Origin of the sequence: Pseudomonas sp. WS 5078 (genome assembly GCF_012985745.1) — a bacterium.
Classification (GTDB): Bacteria; Pseudomonadota; Gammaproteobacteria; order Pseudomonadales; family Pseudomonadaceae; genus Aquipseudomonas; species Aquipseudomonas lundensis_A.
Genome location: NZ_JAAQWX010000005.1, coordinates 120,783 through 147,264, shown reverse-complemented (window position 1 = coordinate 147,264; position 26,482 = coordinate 120,783). Strand labels below are relative to the sequence as shown.

At 57.8% G+C, this 26,482-nt stretch carries 21 protein-coding genes and 2 tRNA genes; 11 read left to right on the top strand and 12 right to left on the bottom strand.

Features of this window, described 5'->3' with window-relative positions; genetic code table 11:
* Positions 1 to 141: 141 nt before the first annotated feature.
* From HBN68_RS09200 to HBN68_RS09190, 3 genes are all read right to left on the bottom strand, one after another.
* Positions 142 to 1,278 carry an ABC transporter substrate-binding protein gene (locus HBN68_RS09200; RefSeq protein WP_169963747.1) on the bottom strand — a complete coding sequence of 379 codons (1,137 nt, stop codon included), beginning with the start codon at positions 1,276 to 1,278 and terminating at the stop codon, positions 142 to 144.
* A gap of 343 nt (positions 1,279 to 1,621) precedes the next feature.
* Entirely contained in the window at positions 1,622 to 2,905 is a 1,284-nt protein-coding gene (locus HBN68_RS09195; RefSeq protein WP_169963745.1) for an FAD-binding oxidoreductase, read from the bottom strand.
* A gap of 95 nt (positions 2,906 to 3,000) precedes the next feature.
* A complete protein-coding gene (locus HBN68_RS09190) occupies positions 3,001 to 4,491 on the bottom strand; it encodes an aldehyde dehydrogenase family protein (RefSeq protein ID WP_094991977.1) in 1,491 nt (496 codons plus the stop codon).
* 164 nt (positions 4,492 to 4,655) lie between these two features.
* Between HBN68_RS09190 and HBN68_RS09185 the strand changes: the two genes are divergently transcribed.
* The 4 genes from HBN68_RS09185 to HBN68_RS09170 all read left to right on the top strand — a co-directional run bounded on the left by HBN68_RS09185 (position 4,656) and on the right by HBN68_RS09170 (position 8,909).
* On the top strand, positions 4,656 to 5,561 hold the full coding sequence (locus HBN68_RS09185; protein ID WP_169963743.1) for a LysR family transcriptional regulator: 906 nt from the start codon (positions 4,656 to 4,658) through the stop codon (positions 5,559 to 5,561).
* A gap of 118 nt (positions 5,562 to 5,679) precedes the next feature.
* On the top strand, positions 5,680 to 6,894 hold the full coding sequence (gene pncB, locus HBN68_RS09180; RefSeq protein WP_094991975.1) for a nicotinate phosphoribosyltransferase: 1,215 nt from the start codon (positions 5,680 to 5,682) through the stop codon (positions 6,892 to 6,894).
* Positions 6,895 to 6,897: 3 nt separating this feature from the next.
* On the top strand, positions 6,898 to 7,725 hold the full coding sequence (nadE, locus tag HBN68_RS09175; RefSeq protein WP_094991974.1) for an ammonia-dependent NAD(+) synthetase: 828 nt from the start codon (positions 6,898 to 6,900) through the stop codon (positions 7,723 to 7,725).
* A 161-nt stretch (positions 7,726 to 7,886) separates the two neighbouring features.
* Positions 7,887 to 8,909, top strand: coding sequence for a DUF1338 domain-containing protein (locus HBN68_RS09170; protein ID WP_169963741.1), 1,023 nt, complete (start codon positions 7,887 to 7,889; stop codon positions 8,907 to 8,909).
* 64 nt (positions 8,910 to 8,973) lie between these two features.
* Here HBN68_RS09170 and azu read toward each other — a convergent pair whose 3' ends face one another.
* On the bottom strand, positions 8,974 to 9,420 hold the full coding sequence (gene azu / locus HBN68_RS09165; RefSeq protein WP_094991972.1) for an azurin: 447 nt from the start codon (positions 9,418 to 9,420) through the stop codon (positions 8,974 to 8,976).
* A gap of 325 nt (positions 9,421 to 9,745) precedes the next feature.
* Between azu and HBN68_RS09160 the strand changes: the two genes are divergently transcribed.
* Positions 9,746 to 9,949 carry a hypothetical protein gene (locus HBN68_RS09160; RefSeq protein WP_169963739.1) on the top strand — a complete coding sequence of 68 codons (204 nt, stop codon included), beginning with the start codon at positions 9,746 to 9,748 and terminating at the stop codon, positions 9,947 to 9,949.
* Positions 9,950 to 10,307: 358 nt separating this feature from the next.
* On the opposite strand, the gene HBN68_RS09155 is transcribed toward HBN68_RS09160, so the two are convergent.
* The 8 genes from HBN68_RS09155 to rnr form a co-directional block, all read right to left on the bottom strand.
* Positions 10,308 to 12,614, bottom strand: a complete 2,307-nt coding sequence (locus tag HBN68_RS09155) for a YgiQ family radical SAM protein (RefSeq protein WP_047279951.1) — start codon at positions 12,612 to 12,614, stop codon at positions 10,308 to 10,310.
* Between the two features lie 189 nt (positions 12,615 to 12,803).
* Positions 12,804 to 14,198: a replicative DNA helicase gene (gene dnaB / locus HBN68_RS09150; protein WP_047273273.1), complete on the bottom strand. Its 1,395-nt coding sequence runs from the start codon at positions 14,196 to 14,198 to the stop codon at positions 12,804 to 12,806.
* A 121-nt stretch (positions 14,199 to 14,319) separates the two neighbouring features.
* Positions 14,320 to 14,766, bottom strand: coding sequence for a 50S ribosomal protein L9 (rplI, locus tag HBN68_RS09145; protein ID WP_010563337.1), 447 nt, complete (start codon positions 14,764 to 14,766; stop codon positions 14,320 to 14,322).
* Between the two features lie 19 nt (positions 14,767 to 14,785).
* Positions 14,786 to 15,682, bottom strand: a complete 897-nt coding sequence (locus HBN68_RS09140; protein WP_047275106.1) for a hypothetical protein — start codon at positions 15,680 to 15,682, stop codon at positions 14,786 to 14,788.
* A gap of 35 nt (positions 15,683 to 15,717) precedes the next feature.
* Positions 15,718 to 15,948 carry a 30S ribosomal protein S18 gene (gene rpsR, locus HBN68_RS09135; protein WP_003171373.1) on the bottom strand — a complete coding sequence of 77 codons (231 nt, stop codon included), beginning with the start codon at positions 15,946 to 15,948 and terminating at the stop codon, positions 15,718 to 15,720.
* Positions 15,949 to 15,976: 28 nt separating this feature from the next.
* Positions 15,977 to 16,402 (bottom strand): 30S ribosomal protein S6, encoded by a 426-nt coding sequence (gene rpsF / locus HBN68_RS09130; RefSeq protein WP_003439045.1) that lies wholly within the window; start codon positions 16,400 to 16,402, stop codon positions 15,977 to 15,979.
* 268 nt (positions 16,403 to 16,670) lie between these two features.
* Complete coding sequence (rlmB, locus tag HBN68_RS09125) at positions 16,671 to 17,438, bottom strand: 23S rRNA (guanosine(2251)-2'-O)-methyltransferase RlmB (protein WP_047273136.1); 768 nt, start codon at positions 17,436 to 17,438, stop codon at positions 16,671 to 16,673.
* Positions 17,435 to 20,101, bottom strand: a complete 2,667-nt coding sequence (gene rnr / locus HBN68_RS09120) for a ribonuclease R (RefSeq protein WP_094991967.1) — start codon at positions 20,099 to 20,101, stop codon at positions 17,435 to 17,437. The genes rlmB and rnr overlap by 4 nt, the downstream gene beginning before the upstream one ends.
* Before the next feature lie 224 nt (positions 20,102 to 20,325).
* On the opposite strand from rnr, the gene HBN68_RS09115 reads away from it, so the two are divergent.
* The 6 genes from HBN68_RS09115 (at position 20,326) to HBN68_RS09090 (ending at position 26,469) form a co-directional block, all read left to right on the top strand.
* A tRNA-Leu gene (locus HBN68_RS09115) sits at positions 20,326 to 20,412 on the top strand.
* Between the two features lie 165 nt (positions 20,413 to 20,577).
* Positions 20,578 to 20,664, top strand: a tRNA-Leu gene (locus HBN68_RS09110).
* Positions 20,665 to 20,858: 194 nt separating this feature from the next.
* Positions 20,859 to 21,365, top strand: a complete 507-nt coding sequence (locus HBN68_RS09105) for a sigma-70 family RNA polymerase sigma factor (protein WP_094991966.1) — start codon at positions 20,859 to 20,861, stop codon at positions 21,363 to 21,365.
* Between the two features lie 62 nt (positions 21,366 to 21,427).
* A complete protein-coding gene (locus HBN68_RS09100) occupies positions 21,428 to 22,399 on the top strand; it encodes a FecR domain-containing protein (protein WP_169963737.1) in 972 nt (323 codons plus the stop codon).
* 318 nt (positions 22,400 to 22,717) lie between these two features.
* Positions 22,718 to 25,360 (top strand): TonB-dependent receptor, encoded by a 2,643-nt coding sequence (locus HBN68_RS09095; RefSeq protein WP_262373494.1) that lies wholly within the window; start codon positions 22,718 to 22,720, stop codon positions 25,358 to 25,360.
* On the top strand, positions 25,357 to 26,469 hold the full coding sequence (locus HBN68_RS09090) for a cytochrome c peroxidase (protein WP_262373493.1): 1,113 nt from the start codon (positions 25,357 to 25,359) through the stop codon (positions 26,467 to 26,469). The genes HBN68_RS09095 and HBN68_RS09090 overlap by 4 nt, the downstream gene beginning before the upstream one ends.
* The last annotated feature ends 13 nt before the right edge of the window (positions 26,470 to 26,482 follow it).

The window sequence follows — 26,482 nt, the reverse complement described above, 5'->3', positions numbered from 1 at the left end:
ATCCGCAGACACACGCCTCCCACACCGTCCGAAGACAGTTTGAATGACTGTGTTTACGGGGCTCCTGGAAAAGAAGACAGGTGATGCAAAGCCTCACCCGCCCGACCGGCACTCAGGCGACGGTCGGGCAGGTGATTCAACTCACTTCTGTTTTTCCAGCTGGTGATATTTGCCGTCTTTGTCCCACTGATACATCACGTAGTCAGAGACTTTGAGGTCGCCTTTGCTGTCCCAGGCCTTTTCCCCCATGACGGTTTTCACCGGGTTGGCCTTGAGCCACTTGGCAGCGTCTTCGCCTTTGTTGGATTTGGCGCCATTGAAAGCATCTGCCAGGGCCTGGATCGATGCGTAGGCATACAGGGTGTAGCCTTCAGGCTCGGTGCCGCTTTTGCGGAATTGCTCTACCACGGCCTTGCTGTCAGGCAACAGGCGCGGGTCGGCGCCGAAGGTCATATACACGCCGTCGACGTATTGCTTACCACCGGCCGTTGCCACAAGTTCGTCAGTTACCACGCCGTCATCGGACATGAACTTCACGTCTGCAAGACCGGCCTCACGCAGTTGACGTACCAGAGGACCTGCTTCCGGGTGCAGGCCGCCAAAGTAAACAACGTCAGCACCGGTGCCACGGATTTTAGTCACAATAGCACTGAAGTCTTTTTCGCCACGGGTCAGGCCTTCATACAACACGGGTGTTACACCGCGTTTTGCCAGCTGGGCCTTGGTCGCGTCGGCCAGGCCTTGGCCGTAGGTGTCCTTGTCATGCAGGACCACCACTTTTTTACCCTTAAGCACATCGACGATGTAGTCGGCCGCTACGATGCCTTGCTGGTCATCCCGGCCGCACATGCGGAACATGGCGCTCAGGCCGCGTTCGGTCACCTGCGGGTTGGTGGAACCCGGCGTGATTGCGATGACACCCGCCTCGTCGTACACCTCGGACGCCGGAATCGTGGACGAAGAACAGAAGTGCCCCACCACTGCCGCTACCTTGTCCTGATCGACCAGACGGTTGGCCACGGCAACCGCTTGCTTTGGCTCGCATGCATCGTCGCCTTTGATCAGCACGATTTTTTCGCCGTTGACGCCACCCGATGCGTTGATTGCATCCGCCGCCGCTTGCGCCCCTTTCATGTATTGCTCACCAAATGCCGCGTTGGCGCCGGTCATGGGACCGGCTACCCCGATTTTTACATCTGCCAGAACAAACGAAGACATGCCCATCGCAGCCGAAACGGCGAGGGCCAGAAAACCTTTCTTGTAGAACGTCTGCGACATGAGGTGGTGCTCCTGAGGTTTTTTTAGTTGGCACTTCGACTTCACACAAAGCGCTGAGCAAGGCGCGTGCCATTGGTTTTTTATTCTTGAAAAAGCCGTGGTCTTATTGTTCTGTCGACTGTTTCGAGCCCATTTTTATTGGGCGTGCAACCGTCTAAACCGAGGAAGGTGTAACTGTTTGTTTTCTACAGGCGCCACCTTCAGCCACACCGCTTGCAACCGGGTTGCCCTGCAACGTCCAACCGACCTGTAACCCGCGACGTCACCGAACTGCACACTCGCGGTGCGTGGCTGCTACAGGGCGCACCATTAAAGGCTAGCCGTTACACGCATAAACGGCAGGCTAAATCACGATCCGTAAACATTGCCCGGCGTGGTAGAGGGAAAATCCTGCTTCGTATAAACAACTGCGCAAACCCGCGCCGGAGAGCGGCTGCATGGGCGAAAAAGGGATGGGCAGCGCTTTGGCATCGCCGTGACACAAATAATCGGCAAACGCCTTGCCCACCACGCTGCCCGTGGTGACCCCGCGGCCGTTGTAACCGGTGACTGCTACAAGACCGGGCGCCGGCTCAAATAAACGCATCAAGTGGTCGGGGGTGAACGCGATGCATCCCGTCCAGGTGCATTCCCATTCCACGCCTTTCAAATACGGAAAGTAGTGCTGCTGGACGCGATCGGCCCACGCCTTGAGGAACCAGCCGGGTTTCTGATTGCCATTGCCGAGGCTGCCCAGCAATAAACGCCCGTCAGCATCCCGCCGAATACTGCTGAGTACTTGGCGTGTATCCCACGAGCCTTGTCCTCCGGGCAGGATGCGTTGCGCGGTTTCGTCTGTCAGAGGTTTGGAGGCAACCTGATAGTAATAGCCTGGGAAAAAGTTACGTCGCAGGTCAGTCCATTCGCCCTCTGTGTAGGCATTCGAGGCAAGTACCACTTGCTCGGCACTCACGGCGCCGCGGCCGGTTTGCACTGACCAGCGTCGTCCCTGGCGTTCCAGCCCGGTGACCGGGGAGTGGTCGAACAACCGCCCTCCCAGATCGCCAGCGGCTTTGGCCAGCCCCGAGGTGTAGGCCATAGGGTTGAGTGTCCCCGCACGGCGATCCAGCAAGGCTGCGGCAATTTTTGACGTGCCGGTGGCTGCTTCGCAGGCCGCACCGGTGAGCAACTCCACTGGAGCACCGCGCAGCCTCCATTGCTGTTCGCGGCTGCGCAGATCAGCCTCACCCTTGGCGTTGTGGGCCATGTGCAGTGTGCCTTCACGGCGCAACTGGCAATCAATGCGGTATTTGTCGATGAGGCTGAATACCAGCGCTGGCGCGGCCCCAAGCATGCTATTGAGCTGACTGCCGACAGCTTTGCCAAACCCGGCTTCGATTTCGTCAGGCGCAATCCACAGCCCCGCATTAACCAACCCCACGTTGCGCCCCGATCCCCCCTGCCCCGTGCGATGTGCCTCCAGCACACACACGCTTTTGCCCTGTTCGAGCAAGTGAATGGCGGCTGACAATCCCGTGATACCTGCACCGATCACACAAACGTCAACGCTCAATTCGCCCTTGAAGGCAGGCGCTTGAGGACGTTGCGGTGTGAGGTTTTCCCACAGACATTCTTCGCGTAAAGGCATTGCCAAGCTCCAGACATGACACCTAACCAGAATCCTTGAGCCCTTGCCCTGAACAAGGCCGGGTGAGGGCTCAGACGCACTGCACGTCAGTCCACTCAGTCAAACGTAATACCCTGAGCCAGCGGCAGTTCCTGTGAATAGTTCACGGTATTGGTCTGGCGGCGCATGTAGCCACGCCAGGCATCCGAACCCGATTCACGCCCGCCGCCGGTTTCTTTCTCGCCCCCGAAAGCCCCGCCAATCTCGGCGCCGCTGGGCCCGATGTTGACGTTGGCAATCCCGCAATCACTGCCTGTGGCTGACATAAACCGTTCCGCCTCACGCACATCGGTGGTGAAGATGCACGACGACAAGCCTTGCGGGACGGCATTGTTGAGGCGCAGCGCTTCCTCAAACTCGGTGTAGCCAACCACGTACAAGATGGGCGCAAAGGTCTCGCTGCACATCACCTCGCTCTGCTCAGGCATTTCAACAATTGCCGGGCTGACGTAGTACGCATTCGGGTATTGGCGTGTCAGCTGGCGTTCACCCCCAAAGACCTGCCCGCCTTCGCTCAACGCTTGCTCCAGCGCATCCTGCATGCTGTCAAAACTGTGTTTGTCGATCAGAGGGCCGACCAGGTTTCCTTCCAGCGGATGGCCGATGCGCACGTTGGCATACGCCGCTTTGAGGCGGGTGAGGATTTCTGCTTTCACCGACTCGTGCGCGATCAGGCGGCGCAAACTGGTGCAACGTTGCCCGGCAGTGCCCACGGCACTGAACAAAATGGCGCGCACCGCCATGTCCAGGTCAGCGCTAGGGCCGAGGATCATGGCGTTGTTGCCGCCCAGTTCGAGAATGCTGCGGGCAAAGCGCGCAGCAATTTTCGGCGCCACTTCGCGCCCCATGCGGGTGCTGCCAGTGGCGCTGATCAAGGCCACGCGCGGGTCATCGACCAACGCCTCGCCCGCTTCACGACCGCCGATAATCACTTGGCTCAAGTAGGGAGGCGCGTCGCTGAAGGTGCTCAGCACCCGGTCGAACAATGCCTGACACGCCAGCGCCGTCAGCGGCGTTTTTTCGGAGGGCTTCCAGATCACTGCGTTGCCGCACACCAGCGCCAGCGTAGTGTTCCACGCCCAGACCGCGACCGGAAAATTGAACGCGCTGATGACACCGACTACGCCCAGCGGGTGCCAGGTTTCGCGCATGTGGTGGCCGGGGCGCTCGGAGGCAATGGTCAAACCATACAGTTGACGCGAAAGGCCGACTGCGAAGTCGCAGATGTCGATCATTTCTTGCACTTCACCCAAACCTTCCTGGGTGATTTTGCCGGCTTCCCAGGACACTAACTCGCCGAGATCCGCTTTGTATTCACGCAACAGGTCACCGAATTGGCGCACCAGTTCACCCCGCCGCGGGGCCGGAACGTTGCGCCATGCATCAAATGCGTGCTCGGCACGGGTCACGTGCTGTTCGGTTTGAGCGGCGCCTTCCCAATGCACAGCGCCCAGCTGGCTGCCATCAATCGGTGTGTAGACGGGCTGTTTCCCCTGTTGGTACAGCGCAGGGTTCACTCCTAAACGATCCAGCAATGCAGCAATCATGTGGGCACTCCTTCAACCTGAAAACGTTCGCCGCCGGCTGCGGCTCAGGTCTTTAGTTGTAGCTGGCACATCCCGCGCCAACAAACGACCTTTAAGCGAGATATCATTCCGAAAATTCATACTGCGCTGGTAATGTCGGCGAACAACAAGACGCAGAGGCTGCCATGCTCAACAAACGCTACCTGCCCTCGATCACTGCCTTGCAGTGTTTTGAAGCGGTGACTCGTCACCTGAGCTTCACCCGCGCGGCTGAGGAGTTGAACCTGACTCAGAGCGCAGTCAGCAAACAGGTCGCTCAACTGGAAGAGTTGTTACAACACTTGCTGTTTCGACGGGTGCGCCGTCGCCTGCAACTGACGCCAGCCGGTGATTTGTACCTTGTAGAAGTCCGAAAAATCCTGACCCAAGTGGAAATGTCGACCCACACGCTACGTTCCTACGGCGGCGAAACGGAAGTCCTGCGCGTCTCGACACCATCCACCTTCGGCGCCCGCTGGCTCGTGCCACGTCTCAAAGGTTGGGGCCTGCGCCACCCACAGATTCATCTGGATTTGTGCAATGAACAGCCAGCCGATGAGCTGCTGCAAGGGCGCAGCGATCTGGCGTTCTACTTTGGTCAGGGTGCCCGTCCCGGGGCGGAATGCCTGAAGCTGTTTGGCGAATCGCTGGTGGCGGTATGCGCGCCATCGAGTCTGCCCGACAAGCCCTTTACCGACCCGACGCACCTCACCGAGCTGGTCCTGCTGCAAAACGCTTCGCGACCGCAAGCGTGGCATGAGTGGTTTGAAAGCCAGGGCTATCACACTGACCACAGTTACCATGGCCCACGCTTTGACACGTTCTATATGTGCATCCGGGCAGCGCAGGTGGGGTGTGGCGTTGCACTGCTGCCGCGCTTTCTGGTCGAAGAGGAATTGGCGGACGGCAAACTGGTGATTGCCTGGCCCTACGCCATGCCCAGCCATGACGCGTACTATCTGGCGTATCCGGAGCATTCGTCCGGCGTGCCGAAAGTGAGAGCGTTTGTGAGCTGGATGATGGAGCAATTGGATGAGCAACAGGCTCTGTAGCCCTTGTTTAAGCAGAAACCGCTGGCAAAACCGCACGCGAATATGCGCCACTAGCGTCATTCATTGAAAGAGCTGAGCGCCGTGGCAATCAGGCACGGCCAGCATGGAGATTCGCGTTATGAGCGAGAGTGTGTTTGCCGATCGCATCGTGCAGAACTTGCTCGACACCGACTTCTACAAATTGACCATGATGCAGGCGGTGCTGCACAACTACCCCAATGTGGAAGTTGAATGGGAATTTCGGTGCCGTAATCACGAAGATTTACGCCCGTACTTGAGCGAAATTCGGCATCAGATCGAACGTTTGGCCGACTTGAATATGAGTCAGGACCAGCTCGGCTTTCTGGAACGGATTACGTTTATGAAGCCTGACTTCATACGCTTCCTCGGGTTGTTTCGTTTCAACCTGCGCTATGTCCATACGGGGATCGAAAACGGCGAACTCTTCATTCGTCTGCGCGGCCCGTGGCTGCATGTGATTCTGTTCGAGGTACCTCTGCTGGCGATTGTCAGTGAAGTGCGCAACCGCTCGCGGTATGCCAACACAGTGCTGTCCCAGGCCCGCGAACAGCTCTATCGAAAGTTTGACTGGTTGCAGGCCAACGCCAGCGCCGATGAATTGGCTGGCTTGCAGGTAGCCGATTTCGGAACCCGGCGTCGGTTTTCGTACCGGGTGCAAGAGGAAGTGGTCAACGTACTCAAACATGACTTTCCCGGAAAGTTTGTGGGCACCAGTAACGTCAACCTGTCCCGCGAACTGGACATGAAGCCGCTGGGCACCATGGCCCACGAATGGATCATGGCGCATCAACAGCTCGGCCCGCGCCTGATCGACAGCCAGAGCGCTGCGCTGGACTGCTGGGTGCGCGAATACCGTGGACTGCTGGGGATTGCACTCACGGACTGCATCACCACCGATGCCTTCCTTACAGATTTCGATCTTTACTTCGCCAAGCTGTTTGACGGTTTGCGTCACGACTCGGGCGACCCCGTGGTGTGGGCCGAAAAATGCATCGCGCATTACCACCAGTTGGGCATTGATCCGATGAGCAAAACGCTGGTGTTCTCCGACAGCCTGACCCTGCCCCGCTCACTGGAGATCTTTCGCGCGTTACGTGGCCGGATCAATGTCAGTTTCGGTATCGGAACCAACCTGACCTGCGACATCCCTGGGGTTGAGCCCATGAGCATCGTGCTTAAAATGACCGGCTGCAACGGCTCACCTGTGGCGAAAATTTCAGATGAGCCGGGCAAGACTCACTGCTCTGATCCTAACTTCGCCGCCTATTTGCGCCACGTTTTCCAAGTTCCTGAACATTCTCCCAAGGAGTGAATCATGCAGGCCGTACAGCGCCAGATCGCCAAAGACCTCAAGGTCCAGCCGCCGTTTAAAGACGACGCGGCCCTTGAGGCGGAAGTCGCACGCCGCATTACCTTTATCCAGTGCTGCCTGCACAATGCCCGGCTCAAAACCCTGGTACTGGGCATCAGCGGTGGTGTCGATTCATTGACCGCCGGCCTGATGGCGCAACGCGCGATCAAGCAACTGCGCGAGCAGACCGGCGATGAGAATTACCGTTTTATCGCCGTGCGCTTGCCTTACGGTGTCCAGCACGACGAAATCGACGCGACCGCTGCGGTGGACTTCATCAACCCGGACGAACGCCAGACCGTGAACATCGGCCCTGCAGTCAAGGCGCTGGCCGCCGAAGTTGCCTCGTTCGAAGGCAAACCGCCAGCCACGGTAGACTTTGTGCTGGGCAATACCAAGGCGCGGATGCGCATGGTGGCGCAATACACCATCGCTGGCGCAACGGGCGGGCTGGTCATCGGCACCGACCACGCAGCAGAAGCGGTGATGGGCTTCTTCACCAAGTTCGGGGATGGCTCGTGCGACCTGGCACCGCTTAGCGGGCTGGTTAAAAATCAGGTCCGGGCCATTGCCCGCTATTTCGGTGCCCCCGAGTCGCTGGTCGAAAAAGTCCCGACTGCGGACCTCGAAGACCTGGAGCCGGGCAAGCCCGACGAAGCGTCCCACGGCGTAACCTATGCCGAGATTGATGCCTTCCTGCACGGCGAACCGGTGAGTGAGCAAGCGTTCAACATCATCTGCAACACGTATGAAAAAACCCATCACAAGCGCGAAATGCCGTTTGCGCCGTAAGACCGAAGCCACTCTTGCCTCACCCCAGCCCTCTTCACTCAGGAGAGGGCTGACTGTCCAGCCAGAAAAAACGGAATGACCCCCGCATTTTTTTTCGCTTGTGACTGTTTGCCTCAAGGGCTTTGATAGACGCTCGTTTCGTCCCCAGAGCCCTGTCCGCCATGTCTGAATTCGATGGTCTGTTTTCGCTGGTCGAGTCCGTAATCGGCCAACCCGCCGCTCGCTGGTTGCGCGAGCATGTCGAGGTCCCCCAAGGCCTGCTGGATTTCAGCTGGCACCCGCAAGCGCTCCATCGGGCATGGCTCGCTGAGGCGCTAAATCTGTGCCTGCTGCACAAACTGGTCGACGCCGTGCCGGATGGCCGACGCTATGTGCACGAGCAAGCGCAGCACGGTCGCAAAGTTGTTTTTGATCATGGTGCCATTCGCACGGTGGACTGGCCGCTGAATGGCGAGTTGCCTCGCGGTCGTCTGGCGTTCTCGCGGTTGCTGGAGCCGCTCGGCTTTACCGACACGCGCACTTATCCCCTGACCAAATTGAACATGACGGGCTGGGGCTACCGACACATGGACTTGCCTGAAGGCATTGCGCAATTTTTTGTATCGGAATTGCACCCTGGTCGTTTCAGCGTGGCGTTTCAACAGGCCGTCACTCGCGTGGTCCGAAGTAGCCGCGACCCTCTCCTGGCTGAGCACCTGAGCATCCTCAACCGCCTGCAACTCACCCACCATTGCAGCCTGAGCGATGCGCAACGCGTGTTACCGGGGTTGTACCAGGCATTTGATCGCCAGCATGGCGCCGTGCAGGAAGCCGATTATCAGTGCCTGTTGAAGGAAAGCGCCGAAATGGCGTGGATCGCCACCGAAGGCAATAGCTTCAACCACCTGACCGACCGTGTCAGCGATCTGCACGCCACCGTGGCGCAACAACGCGACCTGCAACGACCGATGAAAGACGCCATTGAGGTGTCGGCATCAGGACGGGTGATGCAAACCGCGTACCGCGCCTGCAGCGTGACCCGCGGTCTGCTTGATGCGCACGGGATGTACCGGGAGCATCAAGTGCCGGGGTCTTTCGTTGAATTCATTCAACGTGAGATCAACCCACAGACGCAACGACTGGACCTGGACTTCGACAGCAGCAACGCCCAGGGAATTTTCAAGATGACCGCATCTACAGCCTGATCCAAAACGTAAACAGCCCTGACGGCGTGAGCGCGTCAGGGCTGTTTTTAAGCGTTGCGCGGCCTTATTTAAGTACCACAGCGCCTTTCATCATCGAGTTGTGGCCCGGGAAGGTGCAGAAGAACTCATATTCCTCACCCGCTTTGAGCTTGGAAACGTCAAACGTTACCGAATCTTTCTCGCCCGCACCGATGATCTTGGTGTGAGCAATGACGCGCGTGTCGCCGTCTTTCAGGTAGTTCTTGTCCAGACCTGCAGCGATACCATCAGTCGCAATGCCCTGCATGTCGGCTTTTGTGCTCAGCACCCAGTTATGACCCATGACGTTCTTCGGCAGGTTGCCGGAGTGAGTCAGTTCTACCGTGAACGTTTTGCAGGACTTGTCGATGGTGATTTCTTTGGTGTTGTACGACATCTGATCGGTCGAATCGACAGTCACTTTGCATTCAGCAGCCAGCAATTGGCCGCTGGCCAGGGTCAAAAGGGATACCGCAACAACTTTGGCAAACATGATGTATCTCCAAGGCAGGGTATAAAAAATCCACAATTTGTATACAGGTTGCCCGAAAATCGTCTCAATTCCAATGACCTGAGTCATGGCAAAACGTTTTAATCCGGTGTAATAGCCTGCTAGACGAACGGACGGCTTATAACCTTAGGTCATTTTTTTGAGGTTTGGAGAATAAGTCGGCGGGGTATACCCCAGTTTTCACCACTGCCAGCGCCATATTTCAGACGAGAAAAACAGCCTTGCAAAAACCCGGCTAACGGCTAGGCACTAATACAGGGCAGAATACCCACCGCTCACCTCATCTTCGAGCGCAAGAGGATCGCCCATGGCCAAACCAAACTATAACTTCGCAAAGCGTCAAAGAGACCTGGCTAAAGAGCAGAAGAAAGAAGAGAAGCTGCAACGCAAGAAGGCTGCCGCTGAAGGTGGCGCCACAGACGTGGAGCAGGACGTCGACACTGAAGGTGACGTTGACGCGCAAGAGACTGGCGCAACAGACGGTACAGACGATAAAGCACCGAACGCGTAACACCCTCGGCCCGGTTATCCACAACCCGGCCCACAGGATCTGTGATCAGGATCAGCAGCCCGGCTGTTGATCCTCGCAGTCACCCTGACCGCCTTGTAACGCCCTCAGACGCTCTTCATGATCCGCTCCTGGAGCAGGTATCACTCTGGCCGCAGGCCCGCGTGGCAAGCCTCTCAGCGCACACCCTGTAAACCCTGTCGCCACAGTCGGGCAGCACAAGGCTGTGCTGGCATTGAACCTGCTTATTACGTTTTCAGGTAGAGAGTCGGCTCAGCAAGGGCGAACGCTGCGCGTCCGGTTGCAGACCTGCGCCTGGAAAGCGGCTACAGACGCCATGCTGTAGCCGCTGCCCGGACTGTTAGCGCGGCACGACGGGCTTGCGGGCAGGCTTTTTGCCTTTGCCGCCTTTGGCCGCTTCATGCCGCTCTTTGGCTGCCTGTTTGTTACGGGCAAAGGCCGCAGCCTTGGCTTGCTCACGCTTGTCCCACGGATTGCCACCGTCACTGGCACGTGGCGGCAAGCCAGTATGCTGGGTGAGGATTTTGGTGGTCGAATCCTTGGCCACTTTGTGGCTACCGGCAGGTGTCGAGTTTTTACGACGGGCACTTTGATAACTGTCAGTGGCCGGCTGGTGCAGCGGAATCAGTTGATCCTTGCCCGAGCCGATCAGGTCGGCGCGGCCCATGCGGGTCAAGGCTTCACGCAGCATCGGCCAGCCTTTAGGGTCGTGATAACGCAAGAACGCCTTGTGCAGACGGCGCTGCTCTTCGCTCTTGACGATGGTCACCGAGTCACTTTTGTACGTGACCTTACGCAGCGGGTTCTTGCCCGAATGGTACATCGCCGTGGCCGTGGCCATAGGCGACGGGTAGAACGCCTGCACCTGATCCGCCCGGAAACCGTTGCCCTTGAGCCACAGCGCCAGGTTCATCATGTCCTCGTCTTTGGTGCCGGGGTGAGCAGCAATAAAGTACGGAATCAGGTACTGCTCTTTGCCCGCTTCCTTGGTGTACTTCTCGAACATGCGCTTGAACTTGTCATAGCTGCCAATGCCCGGCTTCATCATCTGGTTGAGCGGACCTTCCTCGGTGTGTTCCGGGGCGATCTTCAGGTAACCGCCGACGTGGTGGGTCACCAGCTCTTTCACGTACTCCGGCGACTCGACCGCGAGGTCGTAACGCAGGCCGGAAGCGATCAGGATTTTCTTCACACCCGGCAAGGCCCGGGCACTGCGATACAGCTGAATCAGCGACGAGTGGTCGGTGTTCAGGTTCGGGCAAATGCCGGGGAACACGCACGACGGCTTGCGGCACGCGGATTCGATTTCCGGGCTTTTGCACGCGATGCGGTACATGTTCGCGGTCGGCCCGCCAAGGTCGGAAATGACCCCGGTAAAGCCAGGCACCTTGTCACGAATCTCTTCGATTTCCCGGATGATCGACTCTTCGGAACGGTTCTGGATGATTCGACCTTCGTGCTCAGTGATTGAGCAGAAGGTACAGCCGCCAAAGCAGCCGCGCATGATGTTCACCGAGAAGCGGATCATGTCGTAGGCAGGAATTTTCTCCTTGCCATACGCAGGGTGCGGAACACGTGCGTAAGGCATGCCGAACACGTAGTCCATCTCTTCAGTGGTCATCGGAATCGGAGGCGGGTTGAACCAGACGTCCACTTCGCCATGCTTCTGTACCAGTGCACGGGCATTGCCCGGGTTGGTTTCGAGGTGAAGCACGCGGTTGGCGTGTGCATAAAGCACCGCATCGGCACGAACTTTTTCGACAGACGGGAGACGGATCACCGTTTTGTCACGGGTCATGCGCGGGCTAGCCAGGATCTGCACAACCTTGGCTTCGCTCGGGTCTTCAACCGGGCCTTTTTCCTGCTCGATAGCGCAGGCCTGGGTGTCCTGCGTATTCACGTACGGGTTGATGATCTTGTCGATCTTGCCCGGACGGTCGATGCGCGTGGAGTCGACTTCGTACCAGTCTTTAGGCGTGTCACGGCGAATGAACGCGGTGCCGCGTACATCGGTGATGTCTTCGATCTTGTGACCGTACGACAGGCGTTGGGCCACTTCGACAATCGCGCGTTCGGCGTTGCCGTACAGCAGGATGTCGGCACAGGCGTCGATCAGGATCGAGTTGCGCACGCGGTCTTGCCAGTAGTCGTAATGCGCAATGCGGCGCAGGGAAGCCTCAATACCGCCCAGAACAATAGGCACATGCTTGTAGGCTTCTTTACAGCGCTGGCTGTACACCAAACTCGCGCGATCCGGACGTTTACCCGCCATGCCACCGGGGGTGTAGGCGTCATCGGAACGGATTTTCTTGTCGGCGGTGTAGCGGTTGATCATCGAATCCATGTTGCCAGCGGCCACGCCGAAGAACAGGTTCGGCTCGCCAAGCTTCATGAAGTCGTCTTTGGACTGCCAGTTCGGCTGGGCAATGATGCCCACACGGAACCCCTGGGACTCCAGCAAACGACCGATGATCGCCATGCCGAACGACGGATGATCGACATATGCATCACCGGTAACGATGATGATGTCGCATGAATCCCAGCCAAGCTGATCCATCTCCTCCCTGCTCATTGGCAGGAATGGCGCTGGCCCGAAACATTCGGCCCAGTACTTCGGATAGTCAAAAATTGGCTTCGCTGCTTGCATGTCGATGACCGGTGTTGAGTGCAAAAAAAGGGCGCGACATTTACGGAGAAATTCGCGGGCGCGGAATATAGCACAAAAAATAACCAATTCCGACGGCAATGGTCGGAATTGATAAGAAGCTTAAGGCACCTGACGGCCATGAATCTGCGCAGGACTCAGCAGACCAGCCCGTCAGGAGGTGACGAACGTTTACTCGTCGTCGAAGTTGTAACTGCCCGGCGCCAGGTTTTCAAAGCGTGTGTATTTCCCGATGAACGCCAGGCGGGCCGTACCGATCGGGCCGTTACGCTGCTTGCCGATGATGATTTCAGCAACGCCCTTGTGTTCGGTTTCAGGGTGATAGACCTCGTCCCGGTACACGAACATGATGACGTCGGCGTCCTGCTCGATGGCTCCGGATTCACGCAAGTCGGAGTTGATCGGGCGTTTGTTGGGCCGTTGCTCAAGCGATCGGTTGAGCTGTGACAGTGCGACCACCGGGCAGTTGAATTCCTTGGCCAACGCTTTCAAGGATCGCGAGATTTCGGAAATTTCGTTGGTTCGGTTATCGCCGCCCGAGCCTGGAATCTGCATCAATTGCAGGTAGTCGATCATGATCAGGCCAATGTCACCGTGCTCACGCACCAGACGCCGGGTCCGCGCACGCATCTCTGACGGGCTGATACCCGCCGTGTCATCGATGAACAGTTTGCGGTCGTTGAGCAGGTTGACTGCCGAGGTGAGGCGCGGCCAGTCATCGTCTTCAAGACGGCCCGCACGCACCTTGCTCTGATCGATACGCCCAAGGGACGACAGCATACGCATGATCAGCGATTCGCCTGGCATCTCGAGGGAGTACACCAGTACGGCTTTTTCACTGCGCAACACGGCGTTTTCTACCAGGTTCATCGCGAACGTGGTTTTACCCATCGAGGGACGACCAGCGACGATGATCAAGTCGGCAGGTTGCAAGCCGCTGGTCATGTTATCGAGGTCGGTATACCCCGTGGAGAGCCCGGTAATGGCATTGTCGGTGTTGAACAAGGTATCGATGCGATCGATGGCCTTGGTCAGCAAGTCATTGACGCTTACCGGGCCGCCGGTTTTTGGCCGGGCCTCGGCAATCGCAAAGATCTGGCGCTCGGCCTCATCGAGGATCTCCTCGGCGGTTCGGCCTTCGGGGTTGAATGCACTGTCTGCGATTTCAGTGCTGATGCCGATCAGTTGGCGCAGCGTCGCACGCTGCCGAACGATCTGGGCGTACGCCTTGATGTTCGCCACCGACGGGGTGTTTTTCGCCAGTTCGCCGAGGTAGCCCAGACCGCCAACTTGCGAGGTCTGACCTTCCTTGTCCAACTGCTCGGCAAGGGTCACGACATCAATCGGGGAATTCTGGTCCGCCAGCTTGGCAATCGCCCGGAAGATCAGGCGGTGGTCATGCCGATAGAAATCGCCGTCCGAGACCTGATCCAGCACGCGCTCCCAGGCGTTGTTGTCCAGCATCAAACCACCGAGCACGGCCTGTTCGGCCTCGATGGAATGCGGTGGCACCTTCAGGGATGCGGTTTGCAGGTCATATTGCTCAGGAGCTGAGATATCGTTCATGGCCACGTGTAATTTTGGGGTGAAAATCAGGGTCTGCAGAAAGACAAAGGGCACGACCTGTAAACAGGATCGTGCCCGATGTTAACCGTCCGACACACAAGGTGCCAGTCAGTCAGACTGCTTAAGCAGCTACCACAACAACGCGTACGGTTGCTTCAACTTCGGCGTGCAGGTGCACAGCCACGTCGAATTCGCCAACGTTACGGATAGTGCCGTTCGGCAGACGAACTTCGCTTTTTGCAACTTCAACGCCAGAGGCGGTCAGTGCATCAGCGATGTCGTGAGTACCGATCGAACCGAACAGCTTGCCTTCGTCACCAGCGGTGGCAGTGATAGTCACTTCCAGCTCAGCCAGTTGGGCAGCGCGAGTTTCAGCCGAAGCTTTCTTGTCAGCTGCTGCTTTTTCCAGCTCAGCGCGACGCTCTTCAAACGCAGCCAGGTTGGCAGCGGTTGCAGCGGTAGCTTTGCCGTATGGCAGCAGGTAGTTACGACCGTAACCGGCCTTAACATTTACTTTGTCGCCCAGGTTGCCCAGGTTTGCGACTTTTTCCAGAAGGATCAGTTGCATGTGAAAATCCTCTTAACTTTTAACCTTCACCGTTCGCAGAGTCTTTATCGACGTCTTTCGGCGCCAAACGTCCGCGAAAATCAATCAGGCTGTCGACAATGGCCAAAACCACGAGCAACGGATAGATCAGCTGCATGAACAGCAACAGCGTGACGTACAACCCCACCAGCCAAAATTTGGCCAGTCGCTTTTGCGCCACCAGCCCATGAATCAGGGCCAGCCCGGCGAAGAACAACGCTACGCTGCACAACGGCGTGAGCATGGCCATTTGTGGTCCGAAGTTCGGACCGACCAGCATGCACGCCAGCAACAATAGCGCTGGACCCAGCGGTAGGCGGATGCTGCGAAATTCGCTGGCAAAACCGCCCGGATTGTACAACAACGCTTGCCAATAACGCCCAAGCATCAGACTCAGCACGCTGACGACCTGCATCAAAGCTGCAATCAAACCGGTCAGGACGGGTGCAATCAGTGCCCCAAGGCGCGCTCGCTCTACGTCAGATAACTTGTCGTAGAGACCATTGAGGACCTGCGGCAAGAGTTTTTCCAACTCCTGCGCCATCGCACCAATGGGTTCGCGGAAAACCGTGCCCAGGATTACGCCATACACACCACCCAACGCCACGCTGACCAGCAGCACGCGATGCCAGGGCTGCCCGGCGCGCAAAAACAACGCCAGACCCAGAGTTCCCAACAACACCATTAAGGTGCGGGGCTCTCCGATAAACCACCAGACCAAGGCCGGCAGTAACGCCCATGAGAGGATGCTTAACGCATCTCTCGGACCGCGCCGCAGGAGCACAAGGCTACCTGCAGCAGCACTCAACCAGAACAAGAACGGCAATGCCGCACATCCGGCCACGACTAACGTGGCCTGCACACGGCCTCGCATGATGAACTCAGCTAAGGCGCGCATGCTTCAATCCTTTACTGCTTGTCGACTGCCCGGTCTCAGCGGCCGTGGCTGTCGGTGTAGGCCAGCAGGGCCAGGAAGCGGGCGCGCTTGATAGCGGTGGCCAGCTGACGCTGATAACGAGCTTTAGTACCGGTGATACGGCTTGGAACAATTTTGCCGGTCTCGGATACGTAAGCTTTCAGAGTGTTGAGATCCTTGTAATCGATCTCTTTCACTTCTTCTGCTGTGAAGCGGCAGAATTTACGACGACGGAAGAAACGTGCCATGTAATTGGCTCCTCAAAAGGTCCGTGGATTACTCGTCAGCGTTATCGCTGGCGTCGCTGTTATCGCTGTCATCGCCATCGGCGCTGTCAGAATGCTCAGGACGGTCACGACGCTCACGGCGCTCACTGCGGTTCTCTTCAGCCTTGAGCATCTCGGACTGGCCAGTTACGGCTTCGTCGCGACGGATGACCAGGTTACGGATCACAGCATCGTTGTAACGGAAGTTGTCTTCCAGCTCAGCCAGGGCTTTGCCAGTGCACTCAACGTTCAGCATCACGTAGTGAGCCTTGTGAACATTGTTGATTGCGTAGGCCAGTTGACGACGGCCCCAATCTTCCAGACGGTGGATTTTGCCGCCGTCTTCTTCGATCAGCTTGGTGTAACGCTCTACCATGCCGCCGACTTGTTCGCTTTGATCCGGGTGGACCAAAAAGATGATTTCGTAATGACGCATGAATGCTCCTTACGGGTTGTAGCCTGCCGCTAACTGAAAAGCGGTCAGACAAGGAGTGAATGACACTTGTGTGTCTTGCCTAGAGAGGCACATATGCGCCCGCCATGACGGCAAGGGGCGCAATTGTAGAGAAGGCACAAGAGAGGCGCAAGGCAATTGGTGATTATTTGAACAATCAACCCATGCCTGTTTTTTGTAGCCGCTGCGGTTGACTGCACACCGAGCCTCGCGCTCGATCGCAACCGCAGGCAGCGGCCCCAAGGCTGGTTTATTTCTTTTTCGCGGGCGACTTGGCTTTGACGCTGCGCTGACGCAGGGCTTCGAACAGGCAAACACCCGTAGCCACGGAGACGTTCAAGCTGCTGACGCTACCCGCCATCGGCAAGCGCACCAAGTAGTCGCAGTGCTCGCGCGTCAGGCGGCGCATGCCTTTACCTTCAGCGCCCATGATCAGAATGGTCGGGCCTGTCAGGTCTTGCTCGTACAGCTCTTGCTCGGCTTCGCCGGCAGTGCCGACGATCCAGAGACCGCGCTGTTGAAGCTTTTTCAGGGTTGCCGCGAGATTGGTCACCGCCACCAACGGGATAACTTCCGCCGCACCACAAGCCACTTTTCGCACCGTCGGCGTCAACGTTGCGGACTTGTCTTTAGGCACGATCACAGCCAAAGCACCCGCCGCATCGGCAGTACGCAAGCAAGCACCCAAGTTATGCGGATCCGTTACGCCGTCCAGCACCAGAATCAGCGGAGCCCCTTCAGTGCGATCCAGCAGTTCGTTGAGCATGGCCTCGCCCCACACCTGGCTCGGGCTAACATCTGCCACAACGCCCTGGTGCACGCCTTCGACCCACACGTCCATTTCACGACGCTCAGCATTGCCGACCGGCACACGATTTTCATCGGCCAGCGTGATCAGCGTCTGCACGCGTGGATCGCTACGACCCTCAGCCAACCACACTTGCTTGACGCGCTTTGGGTGATGACGAAGCAACGCTTCTACGGCGTGAATGCCGTAGATTTTTTCCAACTGACTCATGACTTGGCCTTAGGTTTGCGCGACCCGCCGCTTTTAGCAGCTGGCGCGGCGCCCGATTTTGGCGGGCCTTTACGGTGTTTGCTTGGCTTGGAAGGCTTGCCCGCGTCTTTAGCGGGTGCTGCCCTCCCCGACTTTCCCGGCGCCGATGTCCGACCGCCGTTTTTCGATTCGTTCAGCAGTGCCTGCTTCAATTCACGACTTTTGCGCAGCTCGGCATTTTTGGCTGCCGCATCACTGGGGCGATAGGCGTCGTCCGTATTCTTGCTGGTCTTTGCAGGAGCGCGACGCGGCGCCTTGGCAGGCTCGACGGCTTTTTCAGTGTCGTACCCGCTTGGCTTGCCCGCAGGCTTGGTCGATTTAGCAGCCGGCTTTTCGGTCCCGCGATTTTTACGACCGATCGGCGCAGTCAGCGTTTTCTCAGCCATTTCGAAGTCGATTTTGCGCTCGTCGAGATCGACGCGCATCACCCGCACTTCAACAGTATCGCCCAGACGGAAGCTGCGACCGGTGCGCTCACCCGCCAGGCGGTGGTGCACAGGGTCGAAGTGGTAATAGTCACCCGGCAAGGCCGTGACATGCACCAGGCCTTCCACATAGATGTCAGTCAATTCCACGAACAGGCCGAAACCGGTCACGGCAGTAACAACACCCGGGAACGATTCGCCTACGCGGTCTTTCATGAATTCGCACTTGAGCCAGTTCGTCACGTCACGCGTGGCTTCGTCTGCACGGCGCTCGCTCATGGAGCATTGCTCGCCGAGTTGCTCAAGAGCGGCTTCGTCGTACGGGTAAATACGCGCTTTCGGAATGGTCATCGCGCCAGCACGACGAACGTGCGGAGTGTCCATTTTGGAATGGATCACACTGCGAATCGCACGGTGCGTGAGCAAGTCCGGGTAGCGACGGATCGGTGAGGTGAAGTGGGTATAGGCTTCGTAATTCAGGCCGAAGTGACCCTGGTTATCAGCGCTGTACACCGCCTGACTCAGCGAACGCAGCATAACGGTCTGGATCAGGTGGAAATCCGGACGGTCCTTGATGCTGGCCAGCAATGCCTGATAGTCCTTGGGCGTAGGGCCGTCCTTGCCTTTATGCAAGGTCAGGCCCAGTTCGCCCAGGAAGGCGCGCAGCTTTTCCAGACGCTCTGGCGGCGGGCCATCATGCACACGGTACAACGCAGGAATTTCATGCTTCTTGAGGAACTCAGCCGTGGCCACGTTGGCCGCCAGCATGCACTCTTCAATCAGCTTATGGGCGTCATTACGTGTGGTTGGGCGAATTTCAGCGATTTTGCGGTCAGCCCCGAAAATAATGCGGGTTTCCTGAGTTTCAAAATCAATCGCGCCCCGAGTGTGACGGGCCGCCAGCAAGACCTTATACAGTGAATAAAGCTGTTTGAGGTGTGGCACCACATCGGCGTATTCACTGCGCAGTTGCTTGGCTTCGCTGGTTTTAGCGTGCTCAAGCATGGTGCTGACCTTGTTGTAGGTCAGACGCGCCTGGGAGTGGATCACCGCCTCATAAAACTGATAGTCAGTCATTTCGCCGGTTTTCGAGATGGTCATCTCGCACACCATCGCCAAACGATCGACTTTCGGGTTCAGGGAGCACAGGCCGTTGGACAGCTCCTCGGGCAGCATCGGAATCACGCGCTCCGGGAAGTACACCGAGTTGCCACGCACTTGCGCTTCGGTATCCAGCGCCGAACCGATTTTCACGTAACTGGAAACGTCGGCGATGGCCACGTACAGCTTCCAGCCACCCGAGAACAGGCGCAACTTGCCAGGCTTGGCTTCACAGAACACAGCGTCATCGAAGTCACGCGCATCTTCGCCGTCAATGGTGACGAACGGCAGATGACGCAGATCGATGCGCTTCTCTTTGTCTTTCTCTTCTACTTCAGGCTTGAGGCGGCGCGCTTCTTTAACAACGCCCTCAGGCCACACATGCGGAATGTCGTACGTGCGCAGGGCAATGTCGATTTCCATGCCAGGCGCCATGTAGTTACCCACGACCTCGAGCACATCACCCTGCGGCTGGAAACGCGGAGTCGGCCAGTGAGTGATCTTCACTTCAACGAACTGACCGATTTTGGCACCGGCATTGCGCCCCGGTGTCACCAACACTTCTTGCTGGATTTTCGGGTTATCGGCCACGACAAAACCGATGCCGCCTTCTTCGAAGTAACGGCCGACGATGGTTTCGTGAGCGCGGGAGACGACTTCAACAATCACGCCTTCACGACGTCCACGGCGATCAAGCCCCGAAACACGGGCCAGCGCACGGTCACCATCAAACACCAGACGCATTTGCGCCGGGCTCATGAACAAGTCGTCGCTGCCGTCATCCGGGATCAGAAAGCCGAAGCCATCGCGATGACCACTGATACGACCAAGAATCAGGTCAAGCTTATCCACCGGGGCGTAGGTGCCGCGACGGGTATAAATAAGTTGCGCATCGCGCTCCATCGCTCGCAGGCGACGGCGCAGGGCTTCGATCTGGTCTTCCGTGGTAAGACCAAACTCTTCTACCAACTGCTCGCGAGCAGCCGGCGAACCGCGCTCGGCCAGATGCTGAAGAATCAGCTCGCGGCTAGGAATAGGGTTTTCGTATTTTTCCGCTTCACGTGCGGCCTCGGGATCGAGGGTCTGCCAATCGGCCATTAGATAGTTTTCACCTTGTCTATATGCGGGTTAGTTTGGCATACGCGTATTGAAACGGGAAATTTCGGACTCACTCAGAGCCTTATTAGTCCTTTCTGACGCGCTTTACGCTTGCCGTGTAACCATTCGCGAAAAATTTTCGATATTTTTATTCACAACGCTTTACAGGTCAAAGGGGCATCCGTATAGTGCGCGCCATCGACAACGGCAACGTTGAAGATGCTGCCCAGATGGTGAAATTGGTAGACACGCCAGCTTCAGGTGCTGGTGACCGCAAGGTCGTGGAAGTTCGAGTCTTCTTCTGGGCACCAATTTAGAGATGGAGATTAGTACAATCTTCAGCCTCACACAAAAACCCGCGAAAGCGGGTTTTTGCGTTCTAAGCCACTGATTTAATAAAACTAAAACAGGGGTTTACAGATTTAAAAGTGCTCCGTATAGTGCGCCACATCAACAGCGGCAACGTTGCTGATACTGCCCAGATGGTGAAATTGGTAGACACGCCAGCTTCAGGTGCTGGTGACCGCAAGGTCGTGGAAGTTCGAGTCTTCTTCTGGGCACCAATTCAGGTTTACAGATTTACTCTGTGTAACCACATAAAAAGCCCGCGAAAGCGGGCTTTTTAGTTTCTGCCATTCCGTTCCCCTCCCCGTTAAAAACCTTCTATTACTCCCCTTAACACTGTATTTGATAATCCATCTCAATCGCACTAATATCCGGCCATCTTCAGATCGCTCATGCGTACTCCTGGAAACCCGTGCCCGACACCAACGAAAGGCTTCAACTGTACCTCGCGCATCGACATGCTCTGGTGGACTATGCCGCCCCCATCGTGGGCTGCCGCGCCAAGGCAGAAGATGTTGTGCAAGACGCCTGGTTGCGATTCAGCCAAGGGGCGGACAACCTCAGCCCCTTGACCCAACCCGTTGGCTACCTCTACCGAATCGTGCGCAACCTGGCGTTTGACCTCAATCGCCGCATCAGCCTTGAGAACCGCCACACCACCCGCGATGACACACCCGACGAGCACATTTCCAGCACCCCATCGCCCGAGCAGCAGGCCCTGCATCTGGACGAGCTGCGCAAATTGCAACATGCTCTGGCCCGGCTTCCGGAACGTACCCGCCAAGCGTTTATCCTGCATCGCTTGCAAGGGCTGACGTTCCAGCAAATCGGCACACAACTGGGGATTTCTGTCAGCCTGGCCCATCAATTGGTACGCGACGCCCTGACCTACTGCGCGGAACAAATGAGCGATGACTGACTTTTTCGATACGCCGCCACCTGCCGCACCCACCCACATGCTTGAATCCAGTGGCGTGCGCCGTGACGTCTGAAACCCCGAACCCGGTCTGGGAGACTGCGCTCGACTGGCTGCTGCTGATTCAGCAGCACCCTGACGACCCCCGCCTGAACAAACAGCTGAGCGAATGGCGTGCCAGTGCACCCGAGCATGAAGCGGCCTACCGTAAAGCCTTGAAAGTCTGGCGCATGAGCGGCGAGGCGCTGAGCCTGCCCGTGGAACCTTCAGCCTCGCCCATGGTGTCGGCCGCGCCTGCCCCAAGACGCTTTAGCCGCCGTAACCGCTCGCTGATCGGCGCAGCCGTCGCAGCCTGCGCGATGTTCATGCTGCTGCCGGACTGGCAAGCCGTGCGTGCCGATTTTCATAGCCCGACGGCCGAACACCGCGACATCACCCTGAGCGACGGCAGCCACGTATTGCTCGACAGCAATAGCGTGGTGGACGTGCAAATCGACCCGCAGCGAAGGGTGGTCACGTTGTTGCGCGGCCAGGCATTTTTCTCGGTAAAGCCCGATGCTGCGCGCGCGTTCTACGTCAATGCTGGCGCTGTGCGCGTGCGGGTAACCGGGACTGAATTTGCCGTGAACCTGAACGATAACAATGTAGACGTCAGCGTTGAAAGCGGCACGGTGGCCGTCAAAACTTCGCAATCATCTGACGGGCCCGACCACGTACTGCACCACGGTGATCAACTTCGCTTCAACGCGTCGGAGCAAAGCACCCGCCTCACTCAACTGCCCGCCGAACACATCGCCCCCTGGCGACGCTGGCAACTGGTGGCGATCAACCAAACGGTGGATGACGTAATCGCACAATTGCGGCGCTATCAGCCGGGTCTGATTGTGCTGACAGACAACACACTCGGCCAGCGTCGCATTACAGCCGCCCTCAACCTGCGCGACCCCAAGCGCGCCCTGCAAGCAGCCATCGCGCCGCTTGGCGGACATGTGCAGGACAGCGTGCCGTATACGTTGATCGTTTCGACAAAACCCTAGCGGTCACCCCCGCGCGAGGCGATGACAAGCAATACCTGGGCGGTCCTGCGCTCGCCTTTTCGGCTCCCACGATTATTTTCATTTATTTATGGAAATCCTGATTCGTCGGGCGTCTTTACCTACGAACGTCACTGATAAAGATTCGTATTAGTGACTATGACGTTTCATTTCGTAGGTCATCTCATGCCTTGTCCGCGTTTGCGTTGTTGCGTCAGCCTGCCTCGCTACAGGTCGTTTTCCTTTGCTGCGTGCCTGCTTCTGCCCTCACTGAGCTGCGCCGCTCTTCCTGAAGCGCAGGCTCAGATTAGTCAGCAGCAGTTGCGCTTTCAGATTCCGGCCCAGTCGTTGGCTACCGCGCTGATTGCGTTTTCACAACAGTCCGGCTGGCAAGTCAGCGCGGAAAGCGCGCTACTGGCAGCCCATGGCAGCGCCGCCGTAAGTGGCAACATGACCCCCGAGAAAGCCCTCGCCCGCCTGCTGAGTGGCAGCGGGCTGCAATGGGAAGTCACGTCCGCCGACAGCGTGTCCATCCTGCCGCCCACCGAAAGTGATGTGCTGTTAATTAAAAGCACGCCCATTACCGCTATGGATTCGGTGTACCAAGGTGAGCAAGTCATCGACCGGCAAATGATCGAGAGCCTGCCTTCGGGCAATGGCGACATCACCAGCCTGTTGCGCACCAACCCCAACGTGCAATTCGACAACAATCAGCTCAACAGTAAGTCCCCCGGTGAAATCGCCCCGGCCAACATCAGCATCAACGGCGCCCAGCCCTGGCAGAACCTGTTCATAGTCGACGGCATGAACATGAACAACGACCTGGACCCCGGCAACACCAACGATGACATGGACGAGATACCTGGCCGCAGCCAAGGCCTGGCCCTCGACACTGACCTGCTCAATGACATCAAGGTCTACGACAGCAACGTGCCCGTCGAATATGGTGGCTTCAACGGCGGTGTGGTGCAGGCAGACACACGTGACCCGAGCATGGACCTGCACGGCAAGCTGTCGGTACAAATGACGCGCTCGGAATGGACCCGGTATCACCTGAACGAAGACGACCCCGATCTGGAGAATTACGAGGCGGGGTTCGGCAATAGCTCACAGCCCGAATTTAAAAAAATCATCACCCGCGCCACCCTCGAAGGTCACTTGACCGAGAACTTCGGCTTGCTCGGTAGCTTTTCGCGCAAGGACTCCACGATCCCGACCCGCGTGTTTTCAGTCTCCAACCAGACGGAAACGGCCAATGCCGCCGAGGTTCAGACCCGACGCATCGACAACTACTTCCTCAAGGCCGCTTGGCAGGTCAACGACGACTGGAAGTTGGACGTGAGCATCACCCACGCACCAGAAACTGCTGAAACGTTTGGGCCCAACGCTATTTATTCCGGTCGCATCATGAAAGCCGGCGGTGACAGTATCAGCGCTCGCGCGGTCTGGAATGCCCCGCTGGCACGGGTTGAGCAAAATCTCAGCTGGAGCCAGATGAACACCTCCCGCACCTCGGACAGCGATTACATGGTGTTCTGGCGCACCTCTACAACCAAAGACTGGACCAATGCGCTTACGGCCACGGAAGGCGGGTTCGGCTATATCGATGAAGCGCAGAAAACCCTGGTCTACAAGCTCAAGGCAGACTGGAACAGCGTCAACTGGCTGGGCGTCGATCATGCCGTGCAAACCGGTCTGGAGCTGGCGCAAAACTCGGTGATGTACGAGCGCGCCACGCCCTACACCAGTTATTCGGTGGCCAAGGCCACGTCCTGCCCGGCCAATGACCCGCTGTGCTCGATGGGCACGACCGTCAATGGTTGGGAAGGGCAATATGCCAACAAAAAAACCGTGACCCAAGGTAAGACGTCCTTCGACACGCGCTCCTGGGCGCTCTATATCCAGGACGAAATACGCTACAAACGCCTGACCGTGAGACCCGGCTTGCGCATGGACGGCGATGACTACATGAAACAAGTCACACTTGCGCCGCGATTCGCCGTGGAGCTGGATGTATTCGGCAACGGGCAGACCCGACTCACCGCGGGCGCCAATCGTTACTACGGACGCAACCTGTACGCCTACAAACTGCGCGACGGGGTGGCCGCCATGAACACCGAATACACGCGGCCCACACCTTCGGCCGATTGGCAAATGACCAAACGCGCGCCCAACGACAGCAAGTTCAACCAGTTGAAGGTGCCCTACGACGACGAACTCACCTTGGGCCTGAGCCACGTGCAGTGGGACACCGAATTCGCCGTCAAATACGTCAACCGTAAGGGCCGCGAGCAAGTCAGCCGCGCCTGGGGCTCGCAGATCGGTGCGCCCACCGACGACCCCACCACCCTGGCGGCCAATTACTACACCTATTACAACGGCGGCCAAAGCGAAGCTGACATCTACACCCTGACCATCACCCCGCTGCACCCCCTCGTGGTGGGCAGCACCCGCACCACAGGGCAATTCGCCATGGACTGGAGCAATGTGCAAAACACTGGCCTGTCCAACTACAGCGCTAACATCGGCGCCCTTTATGTGGAAGACCCTACGATCCAGTACGACGGCAAGTTCATGAACTATTCGGACATGCCCGCGAGCAATTACAACCGCCCCTGGACGGCACGCCTGACCACCGTCACCGAGGTTGAACCGTTGCACCTGACGTGGAGCAACTTCCTGCGCTATCGCGACGGCTACCGGCGCATCGCGGCCACGGGTAAAACCACGGCGTTTCAGGGGGATGCCGTGCGCGTCTGGGAAGAGACAGCGTTTTCCGGGGCCTTGACCTGGGATACCCGCCTGGCCTGGAAAATGCCAACAGCCAGGGACCAGTCGGTGTTCGTCAACCTGGATGTCACCAACCTGCTGGACAAACAAATCGTCAGCACCACCGACACCACGGGGATGACAACCTTTGAAGTGGGTCGCCAATTTATGGTCGAAGTGGGTTACACATTTTGAACAGTCTCCTTCATCGCTGCGTGCTTGGGTTATGGCTGGGCGCACTAGCCTGCAGCGCGCACGCCGCTGAACCCTGCATCGCAGGGTCCGCCGAGTACAAAACCTGCATCGCGAATCTTTATCGCCAGCCCATTGCGCAATGGCCAGCACCTCGCATAGACGCCGACGTGCAATGGCAAGAGATGGCCGCTCTCCCCGCTCATGCCCCCGCGCCCCCCAGCAACCCCTTCAACGAGGACAAGGCCGCCCTGGGTAAAAAACTGTTCAACGACCCCAAGCTGTCGCGCTCAGGGCAGATTGCCTGTGCGTCCTGCCATGAAGCCGACATGGCGTTTGCCGATGGCCGACGCGTATCTTTTGGCCATGACCGCCAAAACGGCCGCCGCAATGCGCCCAGCCTGGTGATGAGCGGCTACAGCACTGCGCTGTTCTGGGATGGCCGCGGCGGTAATCTTGAACAACAGGCCATGCACCCGATCACTGACCCAGTGGAAATGGCCTTCGACATCCCGCAACTGTTGCAACGACTCAACTCGGACACGTCCTACGTGGCGCAGTTTGCCCGCGTCTTTGGGCCCGGGCCGATTACCCAGGAAAAAACCGCACACGCATTGGCGACCTTTCAACGCACGCTGGTAACGGCTACCCGCACGACCGCCTTTGAACAATTACTGCGCGGGCGCCCGCAGCGCATGAGCGAGGAGCAACTTTACGGCCTGCACCTGTTCCGCACCAAAGCGCGTTGCATGAACTGCCACTTCGGCCCCGCCTTGAGCGACGAACAATTCCATAACGTGGGACTGAGTTATTACGGACGTAAATATGAGGACCTGGGGCGTTACGAAGTGACCCACAAGCCCGAAGACGTCGGCGCCTTCCGTACGCCGTCCCTGCGACTAGTCAGCAAAACCGCGCCGTGGATGCATAACGGTCTGTTCGTGAACATGGAAGGCACGCTGGCGTTTTACAACATGGGCATGCCGCGCCCACGGCCCACCGCGCAACAAATCAACGATCCGCTGTTCCCCACCACCAGCGAACGTCTGAAAGCCCTGAACATGGATAAGGAAGAATTACGGGCCTTGCGCAGTTTTCTCGACACGCTATGAGGGCAACGGCATC